The organism is Flagellimonas olearia (assembly GCF_009184425.1).
Lineage (GTDB): Bacteria > Bacteroidota > Bacteroidia > Flavobacteriales > Flavobacteriaceae > Flagellimonas > Flagellimonas olearia.
The window spans coordinates 77170-101999 of the sequence record NZ_WELG01000001.1; the positions used below are offsets into that span (position 1 = coordinate 77170).

At 43.5% G+C, this 24830-nt stretch carries 27 protein-coding genes and 1 other RNA gene; 17 read left to right on the forward strand and 11 right to left on the reverse strand.

Going from position 1 to position 24830, the window contains the following annotated elements:
* Positions 1-324: 324 nt before the first annotated feature.
* The 5 genes from F8C76_RS00375 to F8C76_RS00395 form a co-directional block, all read right to left on the reverse strand.
* Positions 325-681, reverse strand: a complete 357-nt coding sequence (locus tag F8C76_RS00375; protein ID WP_152129974.1) for a hypothetical protein — start codon at positions 679-681, stop codon at positions 325-327.
* A gap of 423 nt (positions 682-1104) precedes the next feature.
* Positions 1105-1821, reverse strand: a complete 717-nt coding sequence (locus tag F8C76_RS00380; protein WP_152129975.1) for a VIT1/CCC1 transporter family protein — start codon at positions 1819-1821, stop codon at positions 1105-1107.
* Positions 1822-1908: 87 nt separating this feature from the next.
* Positions 1909-3210, reverse strand: a complete 1302-nt coding sequence (locus tag F8C76_RS00385) for a M20 metallopeptidase family protein (protein WP_152129976.1) — start codon at positions 3208-3210, stop codon at positions 1909-1911.
* Between the two features lie 74 nt (positions 3211-3284).
* A complete protein-coding gene (locus F8C76_RS00390; RefSeq protein WP_249042327.1) occupies positions 3285-3875 on the reverse strand; it encodes a Crp/Fnr family transcriptional regulator in 591 nt (196 codons plus the stop codon).
* 86 nt (positions 3876-3961) lie between these two features.
* Positions 3962-4342 (reverse strand): LysM peptidoglycan-binding domain-containing protein, encoded by a 381-nt coding sequence (locus F8C76_RS00395; protein WP_152129977.1) that lies wholly within the window; start codon positions 4340-4342, stop codon positions 3962-3964.
* 258 nt (positions 4343-4600) lie between these two features.
* Here F8C76_RS00395 and rpsA point away from each other — a divergent pair, with 258 nt between their 5' ends.
* From rpsA to F8C76_RS00445, 10 genes are all read left to right on the forward strand, one after another.
* On the forward strand, positions 4601-6436 hold the full coding sequence (gene rpsA / locus F8C76_RS00400; protein WP_129654132.1) for a 30S ribosomal protein S1: 1836 nt from the start codon (positions 4601-4603) through the stop codon (positions 6434-6436).
* A gap of 116 nt (positions 6437-6552) precedes the next feature.
* Entirely contained in the window at positions 6553-7089 is a 537-nt protein-coding gene (pyrR, locus tag F8C76_RS00405; RefSeq protein WP_129654133.1) for a bifunctional pyr operon transcriptional regulator/uracil phosphoribosyltransferase PyrR, read from the forward strand.
* A 6-nt stretch (positions 7090-7095) separates the two neighbouring features.
* On the forward strand, positions 7096-8022 hold the full coding sequence (locus tag F8C76_RS00410) for an aspartate carbamoyltransferase catalytic subunit (protein WP_116219245.1): 927 nt from the start codon (positions 7096-7098) through the stop codon (positions 8020-8022).
* 1 nt (position 8023) lies between these two features.
* Positions 8024-8356, forward strand: coding sequence for a ribonuclease Z (locus tag F8C76_RS00415; RefSeq protein WP_152129978.1), 333 nt, complete (start codon positions 8024-8026; stop codon positions 8354-8356).
* A 33-nt stretch (positions 8357-8389) separates the two neighbouring features.
* A complete protein-coding gene (locus F8C76_RS00420; protein WP_152129979.1) occupies positions 8390-8746 on the forward strand; it encodes a four helix bundle protein in 357 nt (118 codons plus the stop codon).
* A 65-nt stretch (positions 8747-8811) separates the two neighbouring features.
* Complete coding sequence (locus F8C76_RS00425; protein ID WP_152129980.1) at positions 8812-9717, forward strand: ribonuclease Z; 906 nt, start codon at positions 8812-8814, stop codon at positions 9715-9717.
* An 80-nt stretch (positions 9718-9797) separates the two neighbouring features.
* Positions 9798-10445: a pyridoxamine 5'-phosphate oxidase gene (gene pdxH / locus F8C76_RS00430; protein WP_152129981.1), complete on the forward strand. Its 648-nt coding sequence runs from the start codon at positions 9798-9800 to the stop codon at positions 10443-10445.
* Between the two features lie 11 nt (positions 10446-10456).
* Positions 10457-10942 (forward strand): SixA phosphatase family protein, encoded by a 486-nt coding sequence (locus F8C76_RS00435; protein WP_152129982.1) that lies wholly within the window; start codon positions 10457-10459, stop codon positions 10940-10942.
* Between the two features lie 3 nt (positions 10943-10945).
* Positions 10946-13021, forward strand: a complete 2076-nt coding sequence (gene ppk1, locus F8C76_RS00440) for a polyphosphate kinase 1 (protein ID WP_152129983.1) — start codon at positions 10946-10948, stop codon at positions 13019-13021.
* A gap of 12 nt (positions 13022-13033) precedes the next feature.
* Positions 13034-13915 carry a Ppx/GppA phosphatase family protein gene (locus tag F8C76_RS00445; RefSeq protein ID WP_152129984.1) on the forward strand — a complete coding sequence of 294 codons (882 nt, stop codon included), beginning with the start codon at positions 13034-13036 and terminating at the stop codon, positions 13913-13915.
* 5 nt (positions 13916-13920) lie between these two features.
* Here the strand turns inward: F8C76_RS00445 and F8C76_RS00450 are convergent, their stop codons facing one another.
* Together F8C76_RS00450 and F8C76_RS00455 are read right to left on the reverse strand one after the other, a co-directional pair.
* On the reverse strand, positions 13921-14502 hold the full coding sequence (locus tag F8C76_RS00450; protein ID WP_152131419.1) for a MiaE family protein: 582 nt from the start codon (positions 14500-14502) through the stop codon (positions 13921-13923).
* 52 nt (positions 14503-14554) lie between these two features.
* A complete protein-coding gene (locus tag F8C76_RS00455) occupies positions 14555-16291 on the reverse strand; it encodes a DNA polymerase III subunit gamma/tau (RefSeq protein ID WP_152129985.1) in 1737 nt (578 codons plus the stop codon).
* A gap of 109 nt (positions 16292-16400) precedes the next feature.
* Here F8C76_RS00455 and rnpB point away from each other — a divergent pair.
* An RNA gene (gene rnpB / locus F8C76_RS00460) (RNase P RNA component class A) lies at positions 16401-16703 on the forward strand.
* On the opposite strand, the gene F8C76_RS00465 is transcribed toward rnpB, so the two are convergent.
* From F8C76_RS00465 to F8C76_RS00475, 3 genes are read right to left on the reverse strand one after another with little or no spacing between them, the layout of a single operon-like run.
* The gene (locus tag F8C76_RS00465; RefSeq protein ID WP_152129986.1) at positions 16701-17237 is read right to left on the reverse strand and encodes an RsmD family RNA methyltransferase; all 537 of its coding nucleotides are present in this window, start codon (positions 17235-17237) and stop codon (positions 16701-16703) included. The genes rnpB and F8C76_RS00465 overlap by 3 nt on opposite strands.
* Positions 17237-18091, reverse strand: a complete 855-nt coding sequence (locus tag F8C76_RS00470; RefSeq protein WP_152129987.1) for a DUF3822 family protein — start codon at positions 18089-18091, stop codon at positions 17237-17239. Before F8C76_RS00470 ends, F8C76_RS00465 begins: the two co-directional genes overlap by 1 nt.
* A complete protein-coding gene (locus tag F8C76_RS00475) occupies positions 18051-18698 on the reverse strand; it encodes a hypothetical protein (RefSeq protein ID WP_170284006.1) in 648 nt (215 codons plus the stop codon). The genes F8C76_RS00470 and F8C76_RS00475 overlap by 41 nt, the downstream gene beginning before the upstream one ends.
* 195 nt (positions 18699-18893) lie before the next feature.
* Here F8C76_RS00475 and F8C76_RS00480 point away from each other — a divergent pair, with 195 nt between their 5' ends.
* The 6 genes from F8C76_RS00480 (at position 18894) to F8C76_RS00505 (ending at position 24073) form a co-directional block, all read left to right on the forward strand.
* Positions 18894-20333 (forward strand): ATP-dependent DNA helicase, encoded by a 1440-nt coding sequence (locus F8C76_RS00480; RefSeq protein WP_152129989.1) that lies wholly within the window; start codon positions 18894-18896, stop codon positions 20331-20333.
* A gap of 18 nt (positions 20334-20351) precedes the next feature.
* Positions 20352-20921, forward strand: coding sequence for a DUF4126 domain-containing protein (locus F8C76_RS00485; RefSeq protein WP_129654146.1), 570 nt, complete (start codon positions 20352-20354; stop codon positions 20919-20921).
* Positions 20922-20960: 39 nt separating this feature from the next.
* Positions 20961-21674, forward strand: a complete 714-nt coding sequence (kdsB, locus tag F8C76_RS00490) for a 3-deoxy-manno-octulosonate cytidylyltransferase (protein WP_211372133.1) — start codon at positions 20961-20963, stop codon at positions 21672-21674.
* Positions 21665-22363 (forward strand): HAD family hydrolase, encoded by a 699-nt coding sequence (locus F8C76_RS00495; protein WP_152129991.1) that lies wholly within the window; start codon positions 21665-21667, stop codon positions 22361-22363. Before kdsB ends, F8C76_RS00495 begins: the two co-directional genes overlap by 10 nt.
* Before the next feature lie 76 nt (positions 22364-22439).
* Positions 22440-23495 carry an iron-containing alcohol dehydrogenase family protein gene (locus F8C76_RS00500; RefSeq protein ID WP_152129992.1) on the forward strand — a complete coding sequence of 352 codons (1056 nt, stop codon included), beginning with the start codon at positions 22440-22442 and terminating at the stop codon, positions 23493-23495.
* A 38-nt stretch (positions 23496-23533) separates the two neighbouring features.
* The gene (locus F8C76_RS00505) at positions 23534-24073 is read left to right on the forward strand and encodes a 1-acyl-sn-glycerol-3-phosphate acyltransferase (protein ID WP_152129993.1); all 540 of its coding nucleotides are present in this window, start codon (positions 23534-23536) and stop codon (positions 24071-24073) included.
* Position 24074: 1 nt separating this feature from the next.
* Here the strand turns inward: F8C76_RS00505 and F8C76_RS00510 are convergent, their stop codons facing one another.
* Entirely contained in the window at positions 24075-24785 is a 711-nt protein-coding gene (locus F8C76_RS00510) for a YebC/PmpR family DNA-binding transcriptional regulator (protein WP_152129994.1), read from the reverse strand.
* Positions 24786-24830 lie beyond the last annotated feature (45 nt).

Below are 24830 nucleotides of genomic sequence, written 5' to 3' on the forward strand. Positions count from 1 at the left end.
GTTTAAAAATGAATTACATAGACCGATGCAGAAACAAGTTCGGCATAGGTAAGTGAAGTTGCGCTTTTTTCATTGAAGATACCACTGGAAATGGACGGATCTATTGTTTGGGTTGACAGAACACGGTTTCCAATTGATGGGGAATGTTTATGAAAAAAATCCTTCATGTTGCCAAGGTATAGGTTTGGAAGAGTAATTTGAACCTATTTGATATTAATGGCAATAATTGGCCAGCAATACATGAAATAAGGGCTTTATCAGTAAGGTTCTCCAAGTTGATTTCACGGCTCCATCATTAGCAACAGCTCTATTTAAGGAGTGTTGTCATTCGCTAAGAACTTCTATTTTGCTTATTTTAGAAAGGCCATAGAGTACTTCTTGTTCAAAATACACACTACTATTTTCAAGATTTCTTGGGGCGGAAACTGAAACTTGTATAGAGTTTAGCTCAACCTTTGTCCAGTCATCTGGATTTGAAAAGTCTAAATTGCTCTCTCCATTAAGTTCTTCTATATTAAACACGCCGGTTAGTACTCTTCCATTACGAAGCGTTAAACGCACTACCTCGTTTACTATTTTCCCAAGGCTGAATATAGCGTATACCATTCTGTCCTCGAGAGAAAGACCCACTTTGGGATTGGTCGAATTAATAAGTGTCAGTTGTTCTTTGCTAAATTCCATACAGTATATGTTTTCTGGTTAAAAAAGGAAATGCATTATGGAAAATGCATTCTTAATATGTGAAGGTGTTGATTAAAAAAATAAATCTTCGTTGGAAATTGACAGATACATCATTTGGGTTAACAGAAAGCGGTTTCCAATTGACGGAAGAATTTACTTCCGGAAAAAATTGAATGCATTTACGACTTTTCCCAACGGGTGATTGCGAAGCAGGGGTAAGGTTGGTAGAGGACTGTTTTGGAGTTGCACTTATCGTTCTAGGATATGATTCGTTTTGAAACGAATTATATCAACCGATACCGAAACAAGTTCGGCACAGGTAAGTGAAGTTGGCCCTTTTTCATTGAGAATGTCACTGGAAATGGATGGATGCCTACTTTGGATTGAAAGGACATGGTTTCCAGTTGATAGAAAATCACCGTATCACCCCACATTAACGTTGAACAGATACCCCACCAAAGCGGTAAGCCCCATGGCCACGGTTCCCCAGAAGCTGATCCTGAGGATGGCCTTTCCAATGCTGGAGCCTCCGGTTTTGGCGGCCAAGGCCCCCAGAATGATCAGAAAAAAAAGCGCAAAACCGTAAAGGGAATATTCCATGCTCTCCAAAGGCAGGAAAAGGGTGACCAGAAAGGGGAGCGATCCCCCTGCGGTAAAGGCAGCGCCCGAGGCCAAGGCAGCCTGCATGGGTTTGGCCTGACTGATTTCATTGATGCCCAGTTCATCCCGGATATGGGCGCCCAAGGCATCATGTTCGGACAGTTCTTTGGCCACTGTTAAGGCGGTCTCCTTTTTCAAGCCTCTTTTTTCATAGATTTCGGCAAGTCGCTGCAATTCAATTTCGGGCATGTCGTCCAGTTCTTGTTGTTCGCGTTCAATGTCAGCTTTTTCCACATCGGTCTGCGAACTGACTGAAACATACTCCCCGGCGGCCATGGACAGGGCGCCGGCCACAAGTCCGGCCAATGAGGCCAAAATAATGGGTTCCCGCAGGTCACTCGCGGCCGCCACCCCAATGGCGATACTCGCGGTGGATAAAATCCCATCGTTGGCACCGAGCACAGCGGCCCGTAACCAATTGCTTCGGTGTATGTAGTGGTTGTCCAAATAATTGTCCAGTCCTCTGGTTTGTTCTGCCATTGTATTAGGTGTTCAAATTGAGTACAGCAATGAAGTTAACCATTTTGGATCACAGAACGACCTTAAAATACGATTGAGGTGCTTGCGTCAAGGCTTTAGCCTTTCCACTAGCATGGAAGAAAAATAGTTGATCCCGGTCCGGATGCATTCCTCATCCACTTGAAAAGTAGGGGAGTGGGGCATGGAAATGATGCCCTTTTCGTAGTTGGAGCCCCCCAGGAAGAAATAGACCCCGGGCACCTCTTCCTGAAAATAGACGAAATCATCACCATGGTAACCGGGGAACACCCCGTACAAGGGGATGGTGTTTTGTGCACCGTAAATGTTGGCAATACTGTTCAAGGCAGGTAGTGCCAAACTTTCATCATTATAAAGAATGTCCTTTTCATAGGAGTACACCACGGAAAGCAGATCTTTGGCGTATTTGGAGTTCATAATCTCCGTTTTTACATTTTTTAGCAAGGCATCCAGTTGTTGCCGATCACTGGAATTGATCAGACTGCTTAGGGTAATTTTCCCTTCGGAATCGTTTATCTTGATGTCTTGCAACAAGGTCAAATAGTCCTTAAAGATGGTATTGGGATTGGCCAAGCCAATTTCAGGGTCCAGCGTATTACGGGGGTCCCAAAACTTACTATGGGCCCCTACGGTTTGAAAGCTTTGTAGCAGTTCTTTGGTGTAATCAACAAGTGCCTTTTTGTTTTGGGTGGTATTTTTATAGCTGATTTCAATGGCATTGAGATAGGCATAGAGTGGTCCCGGTTTGGTAAATACCGTTCCCTGGGGTGATGGGGTGATGTGGGCGGCGTAAATTTCTTCGGGTTGGATAGTTTGGAACAATGAATCCTGGATCATGGCCTTGGCCCCGGCATAGGTTTCTTCCGCAGGTTGAAAGATAAAATAGATCGTCCCTTCCAAATGTTCTTTCTGACTGGCCAGCACATGGGCCATCCCCAGTCCAATTGTGGTGTGCACATCATGGCCGCAGATATGGCGCACCCCTTTGTTTTCTGATGCGAAATCCACAACATCGGGACGGTCCGAAGGCAGCGCATCAATGTCTGCCCTCCAGGCAATGTGCTTTCCTTCTTTGGCGCCTTTTAGGATGCCTACCACCCCATGGCCCCCGATATCTGTTTTCACCTCCAAACCAAGGGAACGCAAATAGTCCTGTATTTTTTGGGCAGTCCGTTCTTCCTGTTCCGCCACTTCAGGGTGTCGGTGAAAGTCCCTCCGGAGGTTCACCAAGCTGTCAAAAATTGCATCAGTCTGGGTTTGGATGGATTGATGGATGGAAGAGGGCATTACGTTTTGGCTATACATGCTCCACCCGAACAGAAAAAAAAGTACGGATACTGCGATTTTGGCTGCTTTTGTGGCTAGGAACATAATCTCTTGTTTTTCAGTGATGCTGTAAAATTATCCCGACCCCATGTTTTTTAACTGTCACCTATGTGACAAAATCACTTTTTGGCCAGATTGCTGCGTATTCTGCTCAATGATTGGCGCTCAATACCCAAATAGGAAGCCAAATGGGAGAGGCTTATCCGGTTTAGGATGTGCTTGTGGGTCTCCAAGAAATTCAAATACCGTTGTTCGGCATTCTCAAATAAGAAACTTTCCACCCGGTCTGTTTCCCGGGTCAGGACCATTTCGGCAATGAGTCTGCCATACATTTCACTGTCCTTGAATTTGCGATAGGCCTCTTGGAGCTTTTCATAGGGCATTTCAACCACAATGGTCGGTTCCAGGCATTCCATATAATATTTGGTTGGTCTTTGGTTCAAAAAGGAAGGATAGTCCGTGGCATATCCCTGTTCACTGGTAAAGCTTGTGGTTATGGTATTGCCTTTTTCATTGATGTAGTACCGTCGCACAAGCCCTTGGCAGATATAGGGGATGGCGGTTTGTACATCCCCGGCTTTGGCCAAGAACTCTTTCTTCTTGTATTTTTTTAGTATCAGGATGGAACGCGTAAATTTTTGGGTCTCCACTTCCATATGCGGAAATTGTTCCATGAACTGGTCAAAATAAGGCATTGCTTCTTCTTCCAAGGTGATTGCTTTGTGTATAACTTGGGTACTCCATAAACCAAAAGACGCCCTAAGGCGTCTTTTTATGATTCATGAAGAAACGGTTTTTACAAATTCGGGATCACCAACACCTGATCGGGATGGATGATATCCGGATTTTTTAAAATATTGGTGTTCGCATCAAAGATTTTGGTGTACTTCATGGGGTCACCATAATAATGCTTGGCAATTTTGCTCAAGGATTCCCCGCTTTTTACCGTATGTCTGTGGTATACGGAATCATCCTCCACCGTGATATTGGCCTTGAGGTCCGCGGGCTTTTCCCCACCGATCTCCTTTATTTTGTCCCAAAGGATGTTCTTTTCGTATTGGGTGGCAGCCATTCCCTTTATTTTTAAGACGCCATTTTCCTCGGAAACATCCCCGTCCTTGATGCCCAATTTAAGGCCAAGGTCCAACACGGGCTGATACTTTGCTTTTACACTCATAATGGTATTTTTTTAGTTAACAATTAGAGCTTTCAAGATAGCCATTATGAAAATGTTTTGCCATTAAATTTTTGTAATACTTTTTTGGGGATAAACCTTTGGCCCGGATACTTTGTAAATCAAAAGATTAATTGTAATTTTGCACTCCTTTTTGGCGAATATCAGGAGATAAAAGGAATTAGTAAAAAACAAGTATAAATCACTTTCACGGAATCGCCCCGCTCCTGTAAAACGTGGAATACAAATTTAAATCAGCACATGGCTGAAGAAAAAGCAAACGTTGAGGTAGAAGAAACTATCGCAACACAAGAAGTACAAGAAGAAGTTCAGACCCAACAGGACCCCAAGGAGTTCCTTGATAGTTTTGATTGGGACAAGTATGAAGAAGGAATTGAGCGCGTAGACGATACAAAGCTCAAGGAATTTGAAACGCTTGTTGAGGAAAACTTTGTGGACACTGCAGATGAGGAAGTTGTTGAGGGAACCGTGGTCCACATGACCGATCGCGAGGCCATCATCGACATCAATGCCAAGTCTGAAGGGGTAATCTCGTTGAACGAGTTCCGTTACAACCCAGACCTTAAAGTAGGTGACAAGGTTGAGGTCCTTATAGACATCCGTGAGGACAAGACAGGTCAATTGGTACTTTCGCACAGAAAGGCCAGGACCATCATGGCTTGGGATCGTGTAAATGCGGCCCACGACAAAGAAGAGATCGTTACCGGTTTTGTTAAATGTCGTACCAAAGGGGGTATGATCGTCGATGTTTTTGGAATTGAGGCGTTCTTGCCTGGTTCACAAATCGATGTGAAGCCTATCCGTGACTACGATCAGTATGTAGGCAAGACCATGGAGTTCAAGGTAGTGAAAATCAACCACGAGTTCAAGAACGTAGTGGTTTCGCACAAAGCCTTGATCGAAGCTGATATCGAAGAGCAGAAAAAAGAGATCATCGGTCAATTGGAGAAAGGCCAAGTATTGGAAGGTGTAGTGAAAAACATCACGTCTTACGGGGTATTTATCGACCTTGGAGGTGTAGATGGATTGATCCACATTACCGATCTTTCTTGGAGCCGTATCAACCACCCCAACGAAGTTGTGGAGTTGGATCAGAAATTGAACGTGGTTATCTTGGACTTCGATGATAACAAATCAAGAATCCAATTGGGTCTTAAGCAATTGGAGAAACACCCATGGGATGCCCTTGGTGATGAGATCAAAGTAGGTGACAAAGTAAAAGGTAAAGTTGTTGTGATCGCTGATTACGGTGCCTTTATCGAAGTTGCCGAAGGTGTTGAAGGATTGATCCACGTTTCTGAAATGTCTTGGTCTACGCACTTGCGTTCTGCCCAGGATTTCGTGAACGTTGGTGATGAGGTTGAGGCTGTTGTTCTTACCTTGGACCGTGAAGACCGTAAAATGTCATTGGGTATCAAGCAATTGACTCCAGATCCATGGACCGATATCACTACGAAATACCCAGTTGGTTCCAAACACAAAGGAATTGTAAGGAACTTTACCAACTTTGGTGTATTTGTTGAAATGGAAGAAGGTATCGATGGTTTGATCTATATCTCCGACCTTTCTTGGACCAAGAAAATCAAGCACCCATCCGAGTTTGTTGCTGTTGGCGATACCTTGGAAGTGGAAGTTTTGGAATTGGACGTGGAAGGACGCAAGTTGAGCTTGGGTCACAAGCAGACCACAGAGAACCCTTGGGACAAATACTCCGAGGAGTTTGCTGAAGGTACAATCCATAAAGCTTCCATCGCAGAGATCGTTGACAAAGGAGCTACCATTGACTTCAATGAGGATATTGTTGGATTTGTTCCATCAAGACACTTGGAGAAAGAAGATGGCAAGAAATTGGTAAAAGGTGAAGAAGCAGAATTCAAGATCATCGAGTTCAATAAAGATTTCAAACGAGTTGTGGCCAGCCACACCGCTATCTTTAGAGAGCAAGAAGAGAAGAATGTAAGAGCTGCCAAGAAAAGGTCTACTTCGTCTGACGAAGCTGCACCAACCCTTGGTGATGCCAATGCTCAATTGCAAGCCTTGAAGGATAAAATGGAAGCTGATTCCAAGAAGAAGTAATCAGACCATCCTGAATATAGCGAAAGCCCTGCTGGAAACAGCGGGGCTTTTTTTATAGTGTTGGCATTTTAAAGAATTGCTTACTTTTGCATACAAATGAGTCGGTCGCAAAGCATATGAGTCAAAAAGTACTGCTTACTTCAAAGGAAATAAATATCATACTGCACCGGCTGGCCTGTCAGCTTTTAGAAAACCATTTGGACTTTACCAATACCGCCTTGATCGGCATTCAGCCGAGAGGCGTCTTTTTAGCCGAACGTCTGGCCAAGATTCTTAAACAGGAATATAAGATCAAGGATATCGCCTTGGGCTTTTTGGATATCACATTTTTTCGGGATGATTTTGGAAGAGGAGAGATTCTTAAGGCCAATTCCACCAAGATGAACTTCTTGGTTGAGGACAAAAAAGTGGTCTTCGTGGACGATGTACTCTATACGGGACGAAGTATTCGGGCCGCGTTAACGGCCATCCAATCCTTTGGAAGGCCCCAAAGCATTGAATTGTTGACATTGATCGACAGGCGTTTTAGCAGACACTTGCCCATACAGCCCAATTATAGGGGACGGCAGGTAGATGCCATCAATGATGAAAAAGTTAAGGTGATGTGGGAGGAAAATGACGGGGAGGACATGGTATATTTAGTAAGCAAATAGATTAAAATGAGTGAACTGAGTGTAAATCACTTGCTGGGGATAAAATATCTGAACAAAAAAGATATAACGCTCATTTTTGAAACGGCGGACCATTTTAAGGAAGTGATCAACCGATCGATCAAAAAAGTTCCCACTCTGCGGGATACTACCATTGCCAATATCTTTTTTGAGAACAGTACCCGTACCCGACTCTCTTTTGAATTGGCTGAAAAACGACTTTCAGCGGATGTTGTCAATTTTTCTGCGGGACAGTCATCGGTGAAGAAAGGGGAAACCCTTATTGATACGGTCAACAATATCCTATCCATGAAAGTGGACTTGGTAGTGATGCGTCACCCCAACCCGGGAGCGGGAATTTTTCTGTCCAAACATGTAAAGGCCGCGATTGTGAACGCTGGCGATGGCGCCCATGAACATCCTACCCAAGCCCTTTTGGATTCGTATTCCATTCGTGAAAAATTGGGAGATGTGGCCGGAAAGAACATTGTCATTGTAGGGGATATTCTGCACTCACGTGTGGCCCTTTCCAATATTTTTGCCCTAAAATTGCAAGGGGCCAATGTAAAGGTATGTGGTCCAAAAACCCTGATTCCAAAGCATATAGAATCGCTTGGGGTATCGGTGGAAACTAATTTAAGGAAAGCGTTGGAGTGGTGCGATGTGGCCAATATGTTGCGTGTACAGCACGAACGTATGGACATCAGCTACTTCCCCTCCATAAGGGAATATACCCAACAATTTGGGGTAAATAAACAGCTGTTGAACAGCTTGGACAAAGAAATTGTGATCATGCACCCTGGGCCTATCAATAGGGGCGTTGAGATTACAAGTGATGTAGCGGATTCCGATCAGTCCATTATTCTGCACCAAGTAGAAAATGGAGTGGCCATCCGTATGGCAGTATTATATTTATTGGCATCAAAAATTCAGTAAGATGATTTTCGACAAAGAAGGTACGACCACCATCGTTTTTCAAGAGAAGACCTCGCTTTCCACCTTCATGGACAATCTGAACAAAGCGTATCCCACAATCAAGCATGATAATATCATTGTCAACCTGTTTTCTTTCAGTGCGTTGAAGTCGGGAGATATATTGGAGTTTTTGGATATATCCAATACGCATAAAGGCTCGGGAAAATCCTTTGTGCTGGTCACCAATACCGTCTCGTATGATGACGTTCCCGATGAGATCAGTGTGGTGCCCACCATTCAAGAGGCCAAGGACTTGATTGAAATGGAAGAAATTGAACGCGATTTGGACATTTGAAAATTGAAAGTGACAAACTGAAAACGCTTTAATTTGAAGAAGGAGAATACCATTCAAAGCAAAAGTTTTGATTTTGCACTTGGGATAGTTCGTTTAACAAAGCGATTGGAAAAAGACAACAAGGAATTTGTGCTGTCCAAACAGTTGTTGCGTTCGGGTACAGCCATAGGAGCATTGATTCGAGAGGCAGAGCATGCAGAAAGCAAGAAAGATTTTATTCATAAAATGTCAATTTCCTTGAAAGAGGCCAATGAAACAAGATATTGGTTGGATTTGCTTATGGCATCAGATTTCATTGAGAAGCCAGTGCACAAAATTCTCAATGATGAAATCACACAAATTATTAGGCTTTTGGCCTCCATTGTAAAGTCTTCAAAACAAAATATTTAAATGTAAATGGATTTTAATAAACAAATAGTGGCATTAAATTTTCCATTTTTAATTTTCAATCATTCGTGAAACTTACTATTCTAGGATGTTATTCCGCAACTCCAAGAACGTTTACCAATCCAACTTCACAGGTATTAGAAGTTAAGAACCACCTTTTTTTAATTGATTGCGGGGAAGGTACCCAGGTACAACTGAGAAAGTACAAGCTTAAATTCTCCAGAATAAAACACATTTTTATATCCCATCTGCATGGCGACCATTTTTTTGGTTTGCCAGGCTTGATTTCAACGTTCAGGCTGCTGGGCAGGGATAGTGAAATGCACATATATGGCCCCAAGGGAATTAAGCAAGCTGTGACATTATTGTTGAAACTTGGGGATTCTTGGACCAATTTTCCACTTATTTTCCATGAATTGGAATCCAAGGAATCAGAGCTTTTGTTCGAGGATGAGAAGGTTGGTGTCCGTACCGTGCCATTGGAGCATCGTGTGTACACCAACGGGTTTGTGTTCCACGAAAAACCGGCCCCAAGGACCTTGGATGTGGAAGCGGCCAAAAGGTTGGGTGTAGATCGGAGTCAATACAATAACATCAAGAACGGGGCAGATGGCATTTCCAATAGCGGAAAAATAGTTCCCAATGTTAAGCTTACCTCGGACCCGCCTAAGCCCAAAAGCTACGCGTTTTGCAGCGATACAAGTTATCATGAGCCCATAGTTCCTCTTATTGAGGGGGTTGATGCCCTTTATCATGAATCCACTTTTTTGGAAACCGAATCCCATCTTTGTGCCAAAACCAAGCATTCCACCGCCAAACAAGCCGCCCAAATAGCCCAGCAGGCCCATGTGGGAAAATTGATCTTGGGCCATTATTCCACAAGGTATAAATCCTTGGAACTTTTTAGGGAAGAGGCCATGCAGGTGTTTCCCAATGTGGCTTTGGCCGATGATGGCAAAACCTTTGAAATCTAAGGGGAGACCTTAACATAAATAAAACAACTTTTCCAACCGCGATGCTTTGCTGAGATTTGAATTTTGACGAAATTCACGGTATGCAGAAAGATTTGAGCGATTACAGAAAATCCTACGAGAAAAGTGCCTTGTTGGAAACTACCATCAAGGAAAATCCCATGGAACAATTTCAAAAATGGTTCTATGAAGTGGAGGCCACGGATGGATTGGATGAACCCAACGCCATGACCGTTTCCACCATTGGGTTGGATGGTTTTCCCAAGAATAGGGTGGTCCTTATGAAAAAGTACACCCATGAAGGCTTTATTTTTTATACCAATTACGATAGCGAAAAAGGGAGGGCCATAGCGGCCAATCCATCCCTGTGCCTCTCATTTTTTTGGCCCAATTTGGAGCGACAGGTGATCATAAAGGGTACGGCGGAGAAACTCGCCGAAAACCTTTCGGACGGGTATTTTGAATCCAGGCCGGTTGGCAGCCAATTGGGTGCCGTCGTTTCCAACCAAAGTGAGGTCATTGGGTCACGGGAGGTTTTGGAAAAGGAATTGGAAGCCTTGGAAAAAAAATATGAGGGGAAGGAAATCCCTAGACCATCCAACTGGGGAGGGTTTTTGGTACGACCGGTCTCCATTGAATTTTGGCAGGGGAGACCTAACCGACTGCACGATAGGATCAGATATACACTCCAGGAAGATTACGACTGGAAGATACAACGTTTGGCACCATAACTCTAGTGAACATGAAACAGCTGATACTCATGAGACACGGAAAATCCTCTTGGGATTACGAAGTGTCCGATAAGGATAGACCCTTGCTCCAAAGGGGAATCAATGACGCCCATTTGGTGTCCAAAACCTTTGGAAACCATGCGCCTAAAATAGATTTTGCCTATTCCAGCCCAGCAATTAGGGCCTTGCATACAAGTATGATCTGTCTTAGGAACCTGGATTTTGACTTGAATTGGTTCAAGGTGGATAAGGCACTCTACGACTTTTCCGGTGATAGTGTCCAACGATTTGTGGGCAAACTGGATAATGACCTTCAAACCGTTGCGATTTTCGGACATAATTATGCCTTCACTTCGCTTGCAAATACTTGGGGAGATCAGTATATTGAAAACGTTCCCACAGCAGGACTTGTGCACATTATATTCAATGTGGACGATTGGTCCAAGGTTTCCAAGGGAACCACTGAGCGAACAATCTTTCCAAAACACTTAAAATAAAGAATGGTCAAAACAAAGAATGAATATATAAATAGGGAAATCAGCTGGCTACATTTCAACGCCCGGGTACTTCAAGAGAGTGCGGACAAGAAAGTGCCCCTGATTGACCGACTTCGGTTTTTGGGTATTTTCAGTAATAATCTGGATGAGTTTTTCAAGGTGCGGTATGCCACGGTAAAACGTATTGTGGATGCTGGAAAAACAGGAAAAAGTGTGTTGGGGGGCGAAAGGGCCAAGGACCTTTTGGAAGAGATTACCAAGATTGTGATTGCCCAGCAGGCCCGTAGTCTGGAAATTTTCAATGAGATTGAAAAGGAACTCAAGGAAGAAAATATTTTCATCATTGATGAGAATGAAGTAAACGATAGTCAAGCCGAGTTTATCCGCGATTATTTCTTTCACAAGGTCAATCAAGAGTTGATGACCATCATCCTGAACGACCTTACCGAGTTTCCATTGTTGAAGGACACCGCAGCCTATTTGGCCGTAAAAATTGTCATGAAAAACGGTTCAGGGGAACGGAAACACAATCGGTATGCCCTAATCGAGATTCCAAAGGGCATTGACCGTTTTGTGGTGCTACCCAAGGAAGGGGACAAGAATTATATCATCATTCTGGATGACTTGATCCGGTTCTGTTTGGATAGCGTATTTACCATGTTCGAGTTTGAATCCATCTCGGCACACATGATCAAGATTACCCGGGATGCCGAATTGGACATTGATAACGATCTGAGCAAGAGCTTCATTGAGAAGATTTCTTCCAGTGTGGAGCATAGAAAGATCAGTGATCCGGTCCGTTTTGTTTATGACAAAAATATCGATAAGGATACGCTTCAGTTCCTCAAGGAAAAGATGGACATTATGGGAACGGATAGTGTGATTCCTGGCGGACGTTACCATAACAGACGTGACTATATGGGTTTTCCCAGTCTGGGAAGATATGATCTCATGTATGACAAGATAGATCCGCTTCCCGTGAAAGGACTCAGCATGGAAGGGAGTCTGTTGGAAATGATAGCGCACAAGGATTATATGATCTATGCGCCCTACCACACTTTTAGCTATATTACCAAGTTTTTAAGGGAAGCGGCCCTAGACCCCAAGGTAAGAACCATATTGATTACGGTATACCGATTGGCCAATGATAGTCAGATAGCGTCCTCATTGATCAATGCCGTAAAAAATGGAAAGCATGTTACGGTGCAGATAGAATTGCAGGCCCGTTTTGATGAGCAAGCCAATATTGAGTATGCCAACCAATTACAGGCGGAAGGCATCAACTTGATTTTTGGGGTTCCAGGTCTAAAGGTACATAGTAAGATCTGCATGATTGAGCGGGAAGAAGCGGAAGGCATCAAACGCTATGGTTTTATAAGTACTGGAAACTTTAATGAATCCACAGCAAAGATCTATACGGATTATACCCTTTTTACGGCCCATCAAGGAATCCTGAAGGATATGAGCAAGGTCTTTGGGTTCTTTGAGACCAACTATAAGATCAATAAGTATAGGCACCTGATTGTTTCCCCGCACTACACCAAATCTACTTTTATCAAACTTATTGATAGGGAGATAGCCAATGCCAAAGCGGGTAGGGAGGCCTATATCAAAATAAAGATGAACAGCCTCACTTCGTACAAAATGGTGGACAAACTATATGAAGCCAGTAGGGCAGGCGTAAAGATCCAGATGGTGGTACGTGGAATCTGTTGCCTTATTCCGGGTGTACCGGGCATGAGTGAGAATATTGAGGCCATTAGTATTGTGGACAAGTTTTTGGAGCATCCAAGATTGTTCATCTTTGGAAACAATGGTGACCCCAAGGTCTATATCTCCTCAGCAGATTGGATGACGCGAAACCTTGATTTTAGGGTTGAAGTAGGGTGCCCCATTTACGACCCGGATATCAAACAGGAGCTTTTGGATACCTTTGAAATATCTTGGAAGGATAACCTAAAGGCCCGGGTGTTCTCGGAAAAACAGGATAATGCCTATAGGCAGCGTGCAGAAGGTGAGCCGGAGCTTAGATCGCAGTTTGAACTCTACCACTATTATCAGAAGAAGTTGGAATCTTAATACCCCATAAATTTGTTAATACGAAAGTTTGCGGCCATAGACATTGGGTCCAACGCCATACGATTGCTTATCAACAACGTTATTGAGCAGAAAGACAGGCCTACCTTGTTTAAGAAAAGCGAGTTGGTGCGCGTTCCCGTTCGTTTAGGAGAAGATTCTTTTTTGCGGGGAGAGATTTCGGACATAAGTCTTAAACGGCTTATTAAAACCATGCAATCCTTTGACCTGTTGATGCAAGTCTATGGCGTGGAAAAATACATGGCCTGTGCCACTTCTGCGCTTCGTGAGGCGAGAAATGGTCAGGAGGTCATTGAACGAGTACAGCAAGAATCCAACATCAACATAGAGATTATTGATGGCAAACGCGAAGCGGCCATCATAGCATCCACAGATTTAAAAGACGTGATAAAAACCGACCGACTCTATCTCTATGTGGATGTAGGGGGCGGAAGCACGGAATTCACCATTTTTGACAAAGGAGCGCCTGTAGTCTCGCGTTCTTTTGAAATAGGCACCGTCCGTATTCTCAACAATTTGGTCAAGGATACCGTTTGGGACGACATTAAGGCGTGGATAGCCTTACACATAGGGCAGGACAGGTTGGTGGAGATCATTGGTTCGGGGGGAAATATCAATAAGCTGCACAAAATGTCCGGGCGGAAGATTGGACAACCCTTGTCCTATATCTGGTTGAATGCCCAATACCACTTCCTGAACAGTATGGAATATGAAGACCGCATTGCCGAGTTGGGCCTTAACCAAGACCGTGCGGATGTGATTATACCTGCTACTAAAATATTCCTGAATGCAGCCAAATGGAGCAAGGCCAAGAAAATCCATGTACCCAAAATAGGATTGGCCGATGGGATGATCAAGACCTTATACTATCAGTAAGATTACTAGCCGTGCATGGTTTCTCTCTTGCCCAAGTCTTTCATAAGACCGGCCTCATAATCCAATAGGTCCTGCCATTTTTGATCTACTACATCCTTATCGCCATACTTTCGGGCAAAAGTTAGGAACATGGTGTAATGGTTGGCTTCACTGACCATAAGATTGCGGTAGAATTCGGAGAGTTCCTCATCTGCAATTTCTTCAGAAAGTAAACGGAAACGTTCACAGCTTCGTGCTTCAATCAAAGCCGCATAGAGCAGTTTATGCACCAAATGGGTTTCTTTGCTACCTCCTTTTGGGAAAAACTTCATCAACTCAATTACATATTCGTCCTTACGCTCACGGCCTAATACCCATCCCCGTTTCAGGATTTTATCATGGACCATGTTAAAGTGGCCCATTTCCTCACGTGCCAAGGCGGTCATTTCCTTGACCAACTCAGATTTTTCAGGAAAACCTATGATGAGTGAAATGGCGGTACTGGCCGCTTTTTGCTCACAATAGGCATGGTCGGTAAGGATTTCTTCAATGTTCTTTTCAACAATGTTCACCCATCTGGGATCGGTCGGTAATTTAAGCCCTAGCATAGTGGTACTTTTCAAGATTTAGCTGCAAAGATAATGGAATGGGCTGGGATGACTAAAAATCCAAGTCGAACTCCTTGCGCAAGAGGTCTATGGCGGGATTCTTTTCCCGTAGTTTCTCATACTTTTCTTCTGGGGTAAAGGCGAATTTTTTGGCCACTTCCTCATTCACGGTAATATGAAGGGTGATGGAATGGTTGTTCAGCTTTTCCTTGAGGTAGTTGAGCATTAGACTTTGTTCCCGTTCTACCTCTTTTTTCATGGTGCTGTTGGGAAGCTCTATCCAAATGGTGTAATCATTCTTTAATTTGGGTACATCGGTTTGGAGATTACTGGCCAAAATTTTTCGGCCTTTGTCTTCCAATTGATCTACAAAATCGTCCCAATGGGCTTGCATTTCCTCTTCGGTAAACGGCTCTTTGGGGAGCTCCTCGTGATCAACCTCGGGTGTTTTGGTGTTCTCGTGGGCTTTTTTGGCCTTAATGCTGGATAGGGACAGCCCGGATACCCTTTTCTCCGCAGACTTTATTTGAATTTTCTTTGCGGGTTGATATTCTTCCTGGGGCTCTTGTGCCAATACCGGTTGGGGTTCAGGGGTTTCTGGAACAGTTTCCGTCACCGAAGTGGCCGCAGTTTTAGGTTTTTCGTTGGTTTTTGGGGGAGCAGCTCCATTGGTTTTGGGCCTTCCAGAAAAAAATGAAGCTGGGATTATAAAATCAGACTTTTTTTTTTCTCCATCATAAGTGATGGAGGCCAATTTCATAAGGGTAAGTTCAACCAACAGACGTTGGTTTTTACTGGATTTGTACTTGAGGTCGCAATCATTGGCCAGATCAATGGCTTTTAAGAGGAAATCCTTGGAGGTTTTGGCAGCCTGCTCCTTATATTGGTTCTTGACATCCTCACCTACCTCCAAAAGGGCTATGGTCTCGGGATGTTGGCATACCATTAAATCCCTGAAATGGGATGCTAGGCCCGTAATAAAATGATGGCCATCAAACCCATAGGACAACGTATCGTTCAAAAGTATCAGGAGCTCTGGAATCTTGTTTTCTAGGATAAGGTCCGTTGCAGAAAAATAGGTGTCATAATCCAACACGTTTAAATTTTCCGTCACGGCTTTACGGGTCAATTCCTTGCCCGAAAAACTTACTACCCGGTCAAAAATGGAGAGGGCATCGCGCATGGCGCCATCTGCCTTTTGGGCTATAATGTGAAGGGCGCTTTCCTCCGCCTCAATCCCTTGTTGTTCTGCAATATATTTGAGGTATTCCGAGGCATCCTTTACCGTGATGCGCTTAAAATCAAAAATTTGGCATCGGGATAGAATGGTTGGGATTATTTTGTGCTTTTCAGTGGTGGCCAAAATAAAAATGGCATGCTTTGGTGGCTCTTCCAGCGTCTTTAAAAAAGCATTGAATGCTGATTGGGAGAGCATGTGTACCTCGTCAATGATGTAGACTTTGTATTTACCGACCTGGGGAGGTATCCGTACTTGGTCGATCAGACTTCGGATGTCATCCACGGAATTGTTGGAGGCGGCATCCAGCTCAAAGATGTTGAAGGCAAAATCCTCATCGTCCCGTTCGGTACCATCCTGATTGATTTTTTTGGCCAATATCCGTGCACAGGTGGTTTTGCCCACACCCCTTGGTCCACAGAATAAAAGCGCTTGTGCCAAATGGTTGTTCTCTATGGCATTCAGCAATGTATTGGTAATGGCACCCTGGCCCACCACATCCTTAAAAGTCTGCGGGCGATATTTTCTTGCCGATACAATAAAGGGTTCCAAAATCAATGATACAATTGCGTTCCTACAAATATAAAAATAGCAACCGTCAAAGTGGTACAAGAGGCATCATGTAACCCTTTTTTTATTAACAATTGCGTTACCTTTGTCGCCAGCAGGCCACCTTACCGCTGCAGCTTTGGGCAACCAAGGTTGAAGAGGAAAGTCCGGACACCATAGTGCAGCATAGCGGGTAACGCCCGTCCGTTGAAAGGCGAGGACCAGTGCAACAGAAAGCAAGTACAGTTCGGCTGTAGTGAAATCAGGTAAACTCTATGCGGTGAAACGCCACGTAAACCAATGTTTGAGGGCTGCACGTCCAAATTGGAGGGTAGGCGGTTGGAGCTTTTGGGCAACCAAAAGCCTAGATAAATGGTAAGGCTCGACAGAATCCGGCTTATGGCCTGCTTTTTTATGCTTCAAAAAAACTGAACACGCTGCCGCCGTATTTACGACTTTCAGAAAATTTTGGGTGTTGGGACAAGTCGGTTTTATCGGAATGTTCAATGATCAATAGACCGTCATCCAACAGCAGTTCCCTTTCAAACACCAAATCCGGAATTTTTAAAAACTGATTCTGGTCAAAGTTGTAAGGGGGGTCTGCAAATACGATGTTGAACTTTTCCGGGCTTCGTTCCAAAAACTTGAATACATCAGACTTGGCCGTAGTGATGGGAAGGTCCATTTCCTTGGTCATTTTGGAGATAAAATGTACGCAGCCGGCAAAACTGTCCACGGCCATGATTTCCCCCGCATCACGAGAGGCAAATTCAAAACTGATATTCCCGGTTCCGGAAAATAGGTCCAACACCTTGAGTCCATCAAAATAGAACCGATTGTTTAGGATATTGAAAAGACCTTCCTTGGCCATATCCGTGGTAGGGCGTACAGGAAGTTTTTTGGGTGCCGTGATTCGCTTTCCCTTATATTTTCCAGAGATGATTCGCATTATAGCGTGCTGAGTATGGAAAAATCAATAGTCTCATCTTCCAATTCCTCATAAGGAAAGGGAAGGTTGCCCGGAATAAAGACGGAAACATGCTCTATGTACTTACGACAAAGTTCATAGACGGCATCACCTTCCTCGATGTTCCCAAACAATTTTAGCTGCACTTTTCGAGTATCCAACTGCAACTGTTCCATACTGAATAGGAGGTAGTATAGAAAATCTTCCTTGGTCTGATATTCAAATTGGTTATAGAAAAGCAGTTTCTTGTTGGAAACCACCATCATTTCCATATCTTTTTCGGATACCTGGATATAACATACAGTTTGGTCCGAAATTCTATTTTGGTTCAGCAATGTACTGATCAGGACCGTTCCGCTATGTTTGAATTCAAATTCACCAAAAAGGTCAAAAATGTAGTTGTTGACATTGGTATAGGGTACATACACATTGACGATATCCTGATTGGGTATTTCATCATGGGCAATGAGGTCATTTGCCATGATCTTGGCATTGAATTTTAAATAGTTGGGGAGTTCCTCTGCATTGAAAAGGGGCTTGGGCACCAAGCTGAACATATTGTTTTTATGGATGACCAAAACCTCGGAAAATTCACTTCCAATATTGCTTTTTTGACCCAACATATTCTTAAGCTCCTTTAGCATGAGATATGGCGTGGAAGGAACTTTGAAAGTTATTTTCTCAAAAGCAAGTATTTTATTGGATACTGTATCCAGCACACAAAAAGAAAGTCCATTCAAGCCGACTTGAATGGACAATTTTCTAAAAATGTTATTTGTCTTTGACTGTGCTATATCAGTTGCTTTTTCTGTCATAGATAGGAGGCCAGTTACCATTTGTGCTTACGTCGGTAAGTGAGCCCACTTTGATTTCGGTTCCATTGACCTCTTCCACACTCTGATGTGCGTTCTCCCTATCCAACAAATCTTTGGGTTGGTCATATAGAACAACGTTCTTCTTTACCTTGGCTTCAAAAACAGGAACTTTGTACCCGCTTTTATCAATGATGTTAGCCTTCATTTCAAATTGCTCACCATTCTGGGCATATGGCACATTCATCATGGTCTTGTAACGGCTATCGGCACCAAACAAGGAATCCTTTACTTTTACCTGTCCTAGGGTATCAATGATGACGGTGTCTTGTTGAAGTTCAATTTGGTACACTTTGTCGTATCTCATGAAAGAGGAATCTTTTTGAGAAGTAATAGTGTAGTTTCCAGTATCGATAAACTGTATTAGGCTATTGAAATTGCCGGCATATCTTCCATTTACGGTTTTATAGGCTTCTTGTGAATCCCTAATGTCTTTAAGTTTGGCAATTACTTGTGAAAATCTTTCTTTTCTTACTTTGTTAAATTCTATGGGGGCATTAATGGATTGGTAAATTTTATATCCGAGGAAAATGCTCAAAAGACCAAAGGCAATTACAAGTACAGGCTTTATTTTTTGAGGTAAAAATCTGTCAATCAGGAATACAAGCCCTATGGTCAAAAGGGCAATCAATACAACAATAAGGATTAAGTTTAACATATCTGCTACTGTCTTTCTAAGTTAATTTAGTGGTTACAGACAAATCTACAATTTTTTTTTAATCACGAAACTTTTTGCTTTAAAAATCCATGCTTACTTTAGATGCTCATGGACCATCCCACAGCACCTAAATTTTTAAGCATTTTAGCCGAAAAGTTCCCCCATCTTCCTACCGAAAAACAGGAGGTGGCCTTAACAAAATTGGCCCAATTTGTATTGAATGGCAAAAAGGACGAGATATTTCTGTTAAAGGGGTTTGCCGGAACAGGAAAAACCACTATTGTGGCCACATTGGTGAGCAGCCTTTGGAAGGTAAAGATGAGCGCCGTGCTCATGGCCCCGACCGGAAGGGCGGCCAAAGTCATGTCGGTCTATTCTGGTAGCCAAGCCTTCACGATCCACAAGAAGATCTACTTTCCCAAAAAACAATCCGGAGGAGGAGTCCAATTTGTCCTGGCACCGAACAAGCATAGAAATACACTGTTTATAGTGGATGAGGCTTCCATGATTCCTGATAGCCCTGCCGATTCCAAACTTTTTGAAAATGGTTCCCTGCTGGACGATCTTATCTTTTATGTGCACTCCGGGCATAATTGTAAACTCATATTGATCGGGGACACGGCACAGTTGCCCCCGGTGAAATTGGAATTGAGTCCGGCCTTGGATGAAGATCGACTGTCCCTTAATTATAATAAGGAAGTCAATTATTTGGAACTGGATGAAGTCATGCGGCAAACCAATGATTCAGGAATCCTGTACAACGCTACCAATTTAAGGGAGCAACTACAAACCCATTTTTTTGATGGCTTCAAGTTTCAACTGGGCTCCTTTACCGATATCGTCCGCCTTATTGATGGAACGGAAATACAAGAGGCCATAGACAGTTCATATCATCAGAATGGCAAGGAAGAGACCGCCATCATTGTCCGTTCCAACAAACGCGCTAATCTGTACAACCAGAATATACGGGAGCGCATCCTTTTTTTGGACAATGACATTGCCGTGGGGGATTATATGATGGTGGTGAAGAACAATTATTTTTGGCTTAGGCCCAATTCCGAAGCGGGATTTATTGCCAATGGCGATATTATTGAAGTACTGGAGCTTTTTGCCATAAAGGAGCTCTATGGGTTCAGGTTTGCCGAAGTGAAGGTGAAAATGGTGGACTATCCCAATCAGAAGCCTTTTGAAACGGTGCTATTATTGGATACCATCGATTCGGTGACCCCATCACTTTCCTATGAAGACGGCAATAAACTATACCAAGAAGTACTAAAGGATTATGCCCATGAAAAATCCAAGTACAAAAAGTTCTTGGGAGTAAAGAACAATAAGTTCTTCAATGCTCTGCAAGTGAAGTTCTCCTATGCCATTACCTGTCATAAATCCCAGGGAGGGCAGTGGGAAACTGTTTTTGTGGAACAACCTTATTTGCCCAATGGGGTGGACAAAGATTATTTGAGATGGCTTTACACTGCGGTGACAAGGGCCAAGCGACAACTCTTCTTGATTGGATTCAAAGATGATTTTTTTGTTGACGGGGAATAGCCTATTTTAGACAAGACCATGAATATTGAACCGAATACCATTATTAGTATTTTCTTGGGCATTGGCTTGGCGGCTTCCGTTGGGTTTAGGGTGTTTTTACCCCTTTTTGCGCTCAGTTTGGCGGCCTATTTGGACGTTTGGGAGCTCAATGCCAGCTGGCAATGGATTGGCAGTTTGGCGGCATTGATCACCTTAGGGGTGGCGACCTTGGTTGAAATTTTTGCGTATTTCATTCCTTGGGTAGACAATGCCTTGGACAGTTTGGCCGTTCCCTTGGCCGGAATTGCCGGTACGGCGGTAATGGTATCCACCGTGGCCAATTTGGACCCAATGACCACCTGGACCTTGGCCATCATTGCCGGAGGTGGAACTGCAACAGCCATTAAAGGGGCCAATGCGGCAGGTAGAATGACCTCGACCGCTACCACTGGCGGAGTGGCCAACCCTATAGTCTCCACTGTGGAAACAGGAGCGGCAGTGGCTGTTTCAACCGCTTCCATATTGGCACCCCCCATCGCAGCCATCCTGGTCATCATTATTTTGGTGATCATTTTTAGGATTTACCGCAGAATACGACCGAAAAAGTAACCTCAATCAATAATTTTTAGATAAGTGAAGATAATTTCCATGATACCGGCCCGGTACCAGGCCTCAAGATTCCCTGCAAAACTGATGCAAGACCTTCAGGGCAAACCAGTTATTGTTAGAACCTACGAAGCTGCCGTCAATACAGGACTTTTTGATGAAGTCTACGTGGTGACCGATAGTGATATCATCTCCAAAGTTATCTCCGAAATAGGAGGTAAGGTGATCATGAGCAAGGAAAAGCATGAAAGTGGGAGCGATAGGATAGCGGAGGCTGTGGTTAATATGGAAGTGGATATCGTGATCAATGTACAGGGCGATGAGCCCTTTATAGATGGCGAAAGCTTGGAAAAAATCATAGCGGTGTTCAGGAAGGATGAAAAAAAAGAAATAGATTTAGCTTCGCTAATGACGCCAATCACGGATTGGGAGGAAATCTCTAATCCCAACACGGTAAAGGTCATTGTGGACAATCAAAATTGTGCACTGTATTTTTCCCGTTCCCCCATTCCCTATCCAAGGGACCAAGAGGTGGAAGCCACCTATTACAAACATAAAGGCATATACGCCTTTAGAAAAAGAGCATTGATGGATTTTCAACGGTTGCCCATGTTGCCTTTGGAAGCCAAGGAAAAAATAGAGGCCATCCGCTTTTTGGAATATGGTAAAAAAATAAAAATGGTGGAAACCCATGTAACAGGCATAGAAATTGATACCCCTGAAGACTTGGAACGAGCCAATAAAGCATGGAAGTAGATTTTAGCAACATAAAGGTCATAGGATTTGACGCGGATGACACCCTTTGGGTGAACGAAACCTATTTTAGGGAAACCGAAGAACACTTTGCCGAATTGTTGGAAGAGTATGAGACCAAGAACAAGGTGGATCAAGAATTGTTCAAAATGGAAATGGACAATCTGGAACTGTATGGATATGGTATTAAGGGGTTTATGCTTTCCATGATAGAATCCGCCTTGGACCTGTCCAACGGAAAGATTTCCCAAGAGACCATTTCGAAAATACTCGAGTTGGGCAAAAATATGATTGCCCACCCTGTGGAACTGTTGGATGGAGTGGAAGAAGTACTTTCCCAACTTGTGGGAAGATATAGATTGATTGTCTTGACCAAGGGCGACCTTTTGGATCAAGAAAGAAAATTGGAAAAATCCGGACTCTCCAAATATTTCCATCATGTGGAAGTGTTGAGCGAGAAAAAGGAAACTAATTATAGCAATTTATTGGAGCATCTGAACATTGATGTCAACGAATTTTTGATGATAGGGAACTCCCTAAAATCAGATGTATTGCCTATATTGAACATTGGGGCTAAGGCGGTGCACATACCCTTCCATACCACATGGGTACATGAGATGGTGCCGGAAACGGAACAGGTGAACGACCATTTGAAGCTTAATGGCCTCAAGGATGTTTTGAAGTATTTGTAGAATATTGATGATAAGGAGTGATTTGAGAAAAGAAACGATTTCAACGAATAGAATTAAGACCTATAGAAATTTCCCCATGGTACCCCGGGTGGTTTTTGGCCGTGGAAGTTTTTCGCAATTGAACGAAATCTTATTACCTAAACGGAAAAATGCTGATGCACCCTTCATCTTTTTGGTGGATGATTTTTTTGAGGACAAGGATTTTGTATCCCGTATTCCGTTGATGTTCAACGACCAAGTTATTTTTATTTCGGCGGATGAAGAGCCCAAAACGGCACAAGTGGATGCTTTGGTGTCGCGTATAAAGGAACAATTTGATGAGTCTCCTTCCGGGATCATTGGTATTGGAGGAGGGACACTATTGGATTTGGCCAAGGCAGTGGCCATTTTGTTGAACAATACAGGATTGGCCAAGGACTACCAAGGATGGGACTTGGTAAGTAGGCCCGCGGTCTACCACGTAGGCATTCCGACCATTAGTGGAACAGGGGCGGAAGTTTCCAGAACTACGGTCTTATTGGGCCCCGAGAAAAAATTGGGAATCAATTCGGACCATACTACCTATGATCAGGTGATTTTGGACCCAGACCTTGCCGTTACCGTGCCCAAAGAACAATGGTTCTATACGGGGATGGACTGTTTTATTCATTGCGTGGAATCGCTGACCGGAAGTTATTTAAATGCTTTTAGCCAAAGTTATGGCGAAAAGGCCATGGAGCTTTGCAAGGAGGTTTTTCTCGGAGATATATCTGAAAGTGAGTCACGGGACAAGTTAATGATGGCATCCTGGCACGGAGGAATGAGTATTGCCTACTCCCAAGTGGGGATTGCACATGCCATGAGCTATGGACTCTCCTATCTTTTGGGAACCAAGCACGGAATAGGAAATTGTTTGGTGTTTCAACATTTGGAAGAATATTATCCCGAAGGAGTGGCGCTTTTTAGGCAAATGCAGGAGAAACATCAAATAAAGCTTCCTCAAGGAGTGTGTTCCAATCTAACCCAGGATGATTTTGATATTATGATAAATGTTTCCTTGGGCATGGAACCTCTATGGGAAAATGCACTTGGAGAGGACTGGAAAAAAATCATGACCCCGGAACGTCTTCAGGCTTTGTATCAAAAAATATAGGACACCTTGGATACCTATCAAGGGTCTTAAAAAGAAGAATGCATAAACTGTCCAAATTCATATACTTCAAGATTTTGGGCTGGAAACTCAATGGTTCGTTTCCAGATTTGGATAAATGTGTGGTCATTGTAGTGCCGCACACCCATTGGTTGGACTTTTTCTTGGGACTGTTGGTACGAAAGGTTGTCAACCAAGAAATCAACTATATCGGAAAAAAGAGTCTGTTCAAGCCCCCTTTTGGATGGTTTTTTAGGTGGACAGGAGGTGCGCCCGTGGACCGCTCCAAAAGCTCCAATACGGTGGACGGAGTGGTTCAGATTTTTAAGGAGAGAAGCATCTTTAGGTTTGCCCTTGCCCCAGAAGGCACCCGAAAAAAAGTGGATAAATTACGGACGGGCTTTTACCACATTGCCCAGAAAGCTAAAGTCCCGATTCTAATGGTGGCCTTTGATTTTGGAAAAAAAGAAGTGAAAATTGCCGAACCCTTCCATCCAACGGAGAATAGGGAACAGGATTTTCAGAAAATCCATGAATTCTACAAAGGCGTGACAGGTAAGGTATCGGAGTATAGCTTTTAACCTATTCCTGCATGCTGTGGAAGACGTTCTGTACGTCATCGTCCTCCTCAATTTTTTCGAGAAGTTTTTCCACATCGGCAACTTCTTCCTCGGAAAGCTCCTTGGTCACTTGCGGAATACGCTCAAAACCGGAGGAAATTATTTCGATTTCCCGTGACTCCAATTCTTTCTGAATGGACCCGAAATTTTCAAAGGGGGCGTAGATATGAATGCCGTCCTCATCCACAAAAACCTCTTCGGCGCCAAAATCGATAAGTTCCAGTTCCAGCTCCTCCGGATCCAGACCCTCTCCATTGATGGTGAAGTTGCAGGTATGGTCAAACATGAATTCCACCGAACCCGAAGTACCCAGACTACCATTGCATTTATTAAAATAGCTGCGGATGTTGGCCACGGTGCGGGTATTGTTGTCCGTAGCGGTTTCTATCAATATCGCAATCCCGTGGGGGGCATAGCCTTCGAACAAAACCTCTTTATAATCGCCTTGGTTTTTATCGGTAGCCCTTTTAATGGCCCGATCAATATTGTCCTTGGGCATGTTCACCGCCTTGGCATTCTGAATTACCGCACGCAATTTTGAATTGCCATCAGGATCTGGGCCTCCTTCTTTGACGGCCATGACAATATCCTTCCCAATTCGGGTAAATGCTTTGGACATTGCTGCCCAACGTTTCATTTTTCGTGCTTTTCTAAACTCAAATGCTCTTCCCATCAAGTATTAAATTATGGATAAGGGCAAATTTAGAAAAAAAAGAAG

What these genes read in the sequence shown, in the direction of transcription:
- F8C76_RS00375 (WP_152129974.1), bottom strand. Translation starts at nt 681, where the DNA reads ATGGAATTTAGCAAAGAACAACTGACACTTATTAATTCGACCAATCCC.
- F8C76_RS00380 (WP_152129975.1), bottom strand. Translation starts at nt 1,821, where the DNA reads ATGGCAGAACAAACCAGAGGACTGGACAATTATTTGGACAACCACTAC.
- F8C76_RS00385 (WP_152129976.1), bottom strand. Translation starts at nt 3,210, where the DNA reads ATGTTCCTAGCCACAAAAGCAGCCAAAATCGCAGTATCCGTACTTTTT.
- F8C76_RS00395 (WP_152129977.1), bottom strand. Translation starts at nt 4,342, where the DNA reads ATGAGTGTAAAAGCAAAGTATCAGCCCGTGTTGGACCTTGGCCTTAAA.
- rpsA (WP_129654132.1), top strand. Translation starts at nt 4,601, where the DNA reads ATGGCTGAAGAAAAAGCAAACGTTGAGGTAGAAGAAACTATCGCAACA.
- pyrR (WP_129654133.1), top strand. Translation starts at nt 6,553, where the DNA reads ATGAGTCAAAAAGTACTGCTTACTTCAAAGGAAATAAATATCATACTG.
- F8C76_RS00410 (WP_116219245.1), top strand. Translation starts at nt 7,096, where the DNA reads ATGAGTGAACTGAGTGTAAATCACTTGCTGGGGATAAAATATCTGAAC.
- F8C76_RS00415 (WP_152129978.1), top strand. Translation starts at nt 8,024, where the DNA reads ATGATTTTCGACAAAGAAGGTACGACCACCATCGTTTTTCAAGAGAAG.
- pdxH (WP_152129981.1), top strand. Translation starts at nt 9,798, where the DNA reads ATGCAGAAAGATTTGAGCGATTACAGAAAATCCTACGAGAAAAGTGCC.
- F8C76_RS00435 (WP_152129982.1), top strand. Translation starts at nt 10,457, where the DNA reads ATGAAACAGCTGATACTCATGAGACACGGAAAATCCTCTTGGGATTAC.
- ppk1 (WP_152129983.1), top strand. Translation starts at nt 10,946, where the DNA reads ATGGTCAAAACAAAGAATGAATATATAAATAGGGAAATCAGCTGGCTA.
- F8C76_RS00450 (WP_152131419.1), bottom strand. Translation starts at nt 14,502, where the DNA reads ATGCTAGGGCTTAAATTACCGACCGATCCCAGATGGGTGAACATTGTT.
- F8C76_RS00465 (WP_152129986.1), bottom strand. Translation starts at nt 17,237, where the DNA reads ATGCGAATCATCTCTGGAAAATATAAGGGAAAGCGAATCACGGCACCC.
- F8C76_RS00470 (WP_152129987.1), bottom strand. Translation starts at nt 18,091, where the DNA reads ATGGTAACTGGCCTCCTATCTATGACAGAAAAAGCAACTGATATAGCA.
- F8C76_RS00480 (WP_152129989.1), top strand. Translation starts at nt 18,894, where the DNA reads ATGGACCATCCCACAGCACCTAAATTTTTAAGCATTTTAGCCGAAAAG.
- F8C76_RS00485 (WP_129654146.1), top strand. Translation starts at nt 20,352, where the DNA reads ATGAATATTGAACCGAATACCATTATTAGTATTTTCTTGGGCATTGGC.
- kdsB (WP_211372133.1), top strand. Translation starts at nt 20,961, where the DNA reads ATGATACCGGCCCGGTACCAGGCCTCAAGATTCCCTGCAAAACTGATG.
- F8C76_RS00495 (WP_152129991.1), top strand. Translation starts at nt 21,665, where the DNA reads ATGGAAGTAGATTTTAGCAACATAAAGGTCATAGGATTTGACGCGGAT.
- F8C76_RS00500 (WP_152129992.1), top strand. Translation starts at nt 22,440, where the DNA reads ATGGTACCCCGGGTGGTTTTTGGCCGTGGAAGTTTTTCGCAATTGAAC.
- F8C76_RS00505 (WP_152129993.1), top strand. Translation starts at nt 23,534, where the DNA reads ATGCATAAACTGTCCAAATTCATATACTTCAAGATTTTGGGCTGGAAA.
- F8C76_RS00510 (WP_152129994.1), bottom strand. Translation starts at nt 24,785, where the DNA reads ATGGGAAGAGCATTTGAGTTTAGAAAAGCACGAAAAATGAAACGTTGG.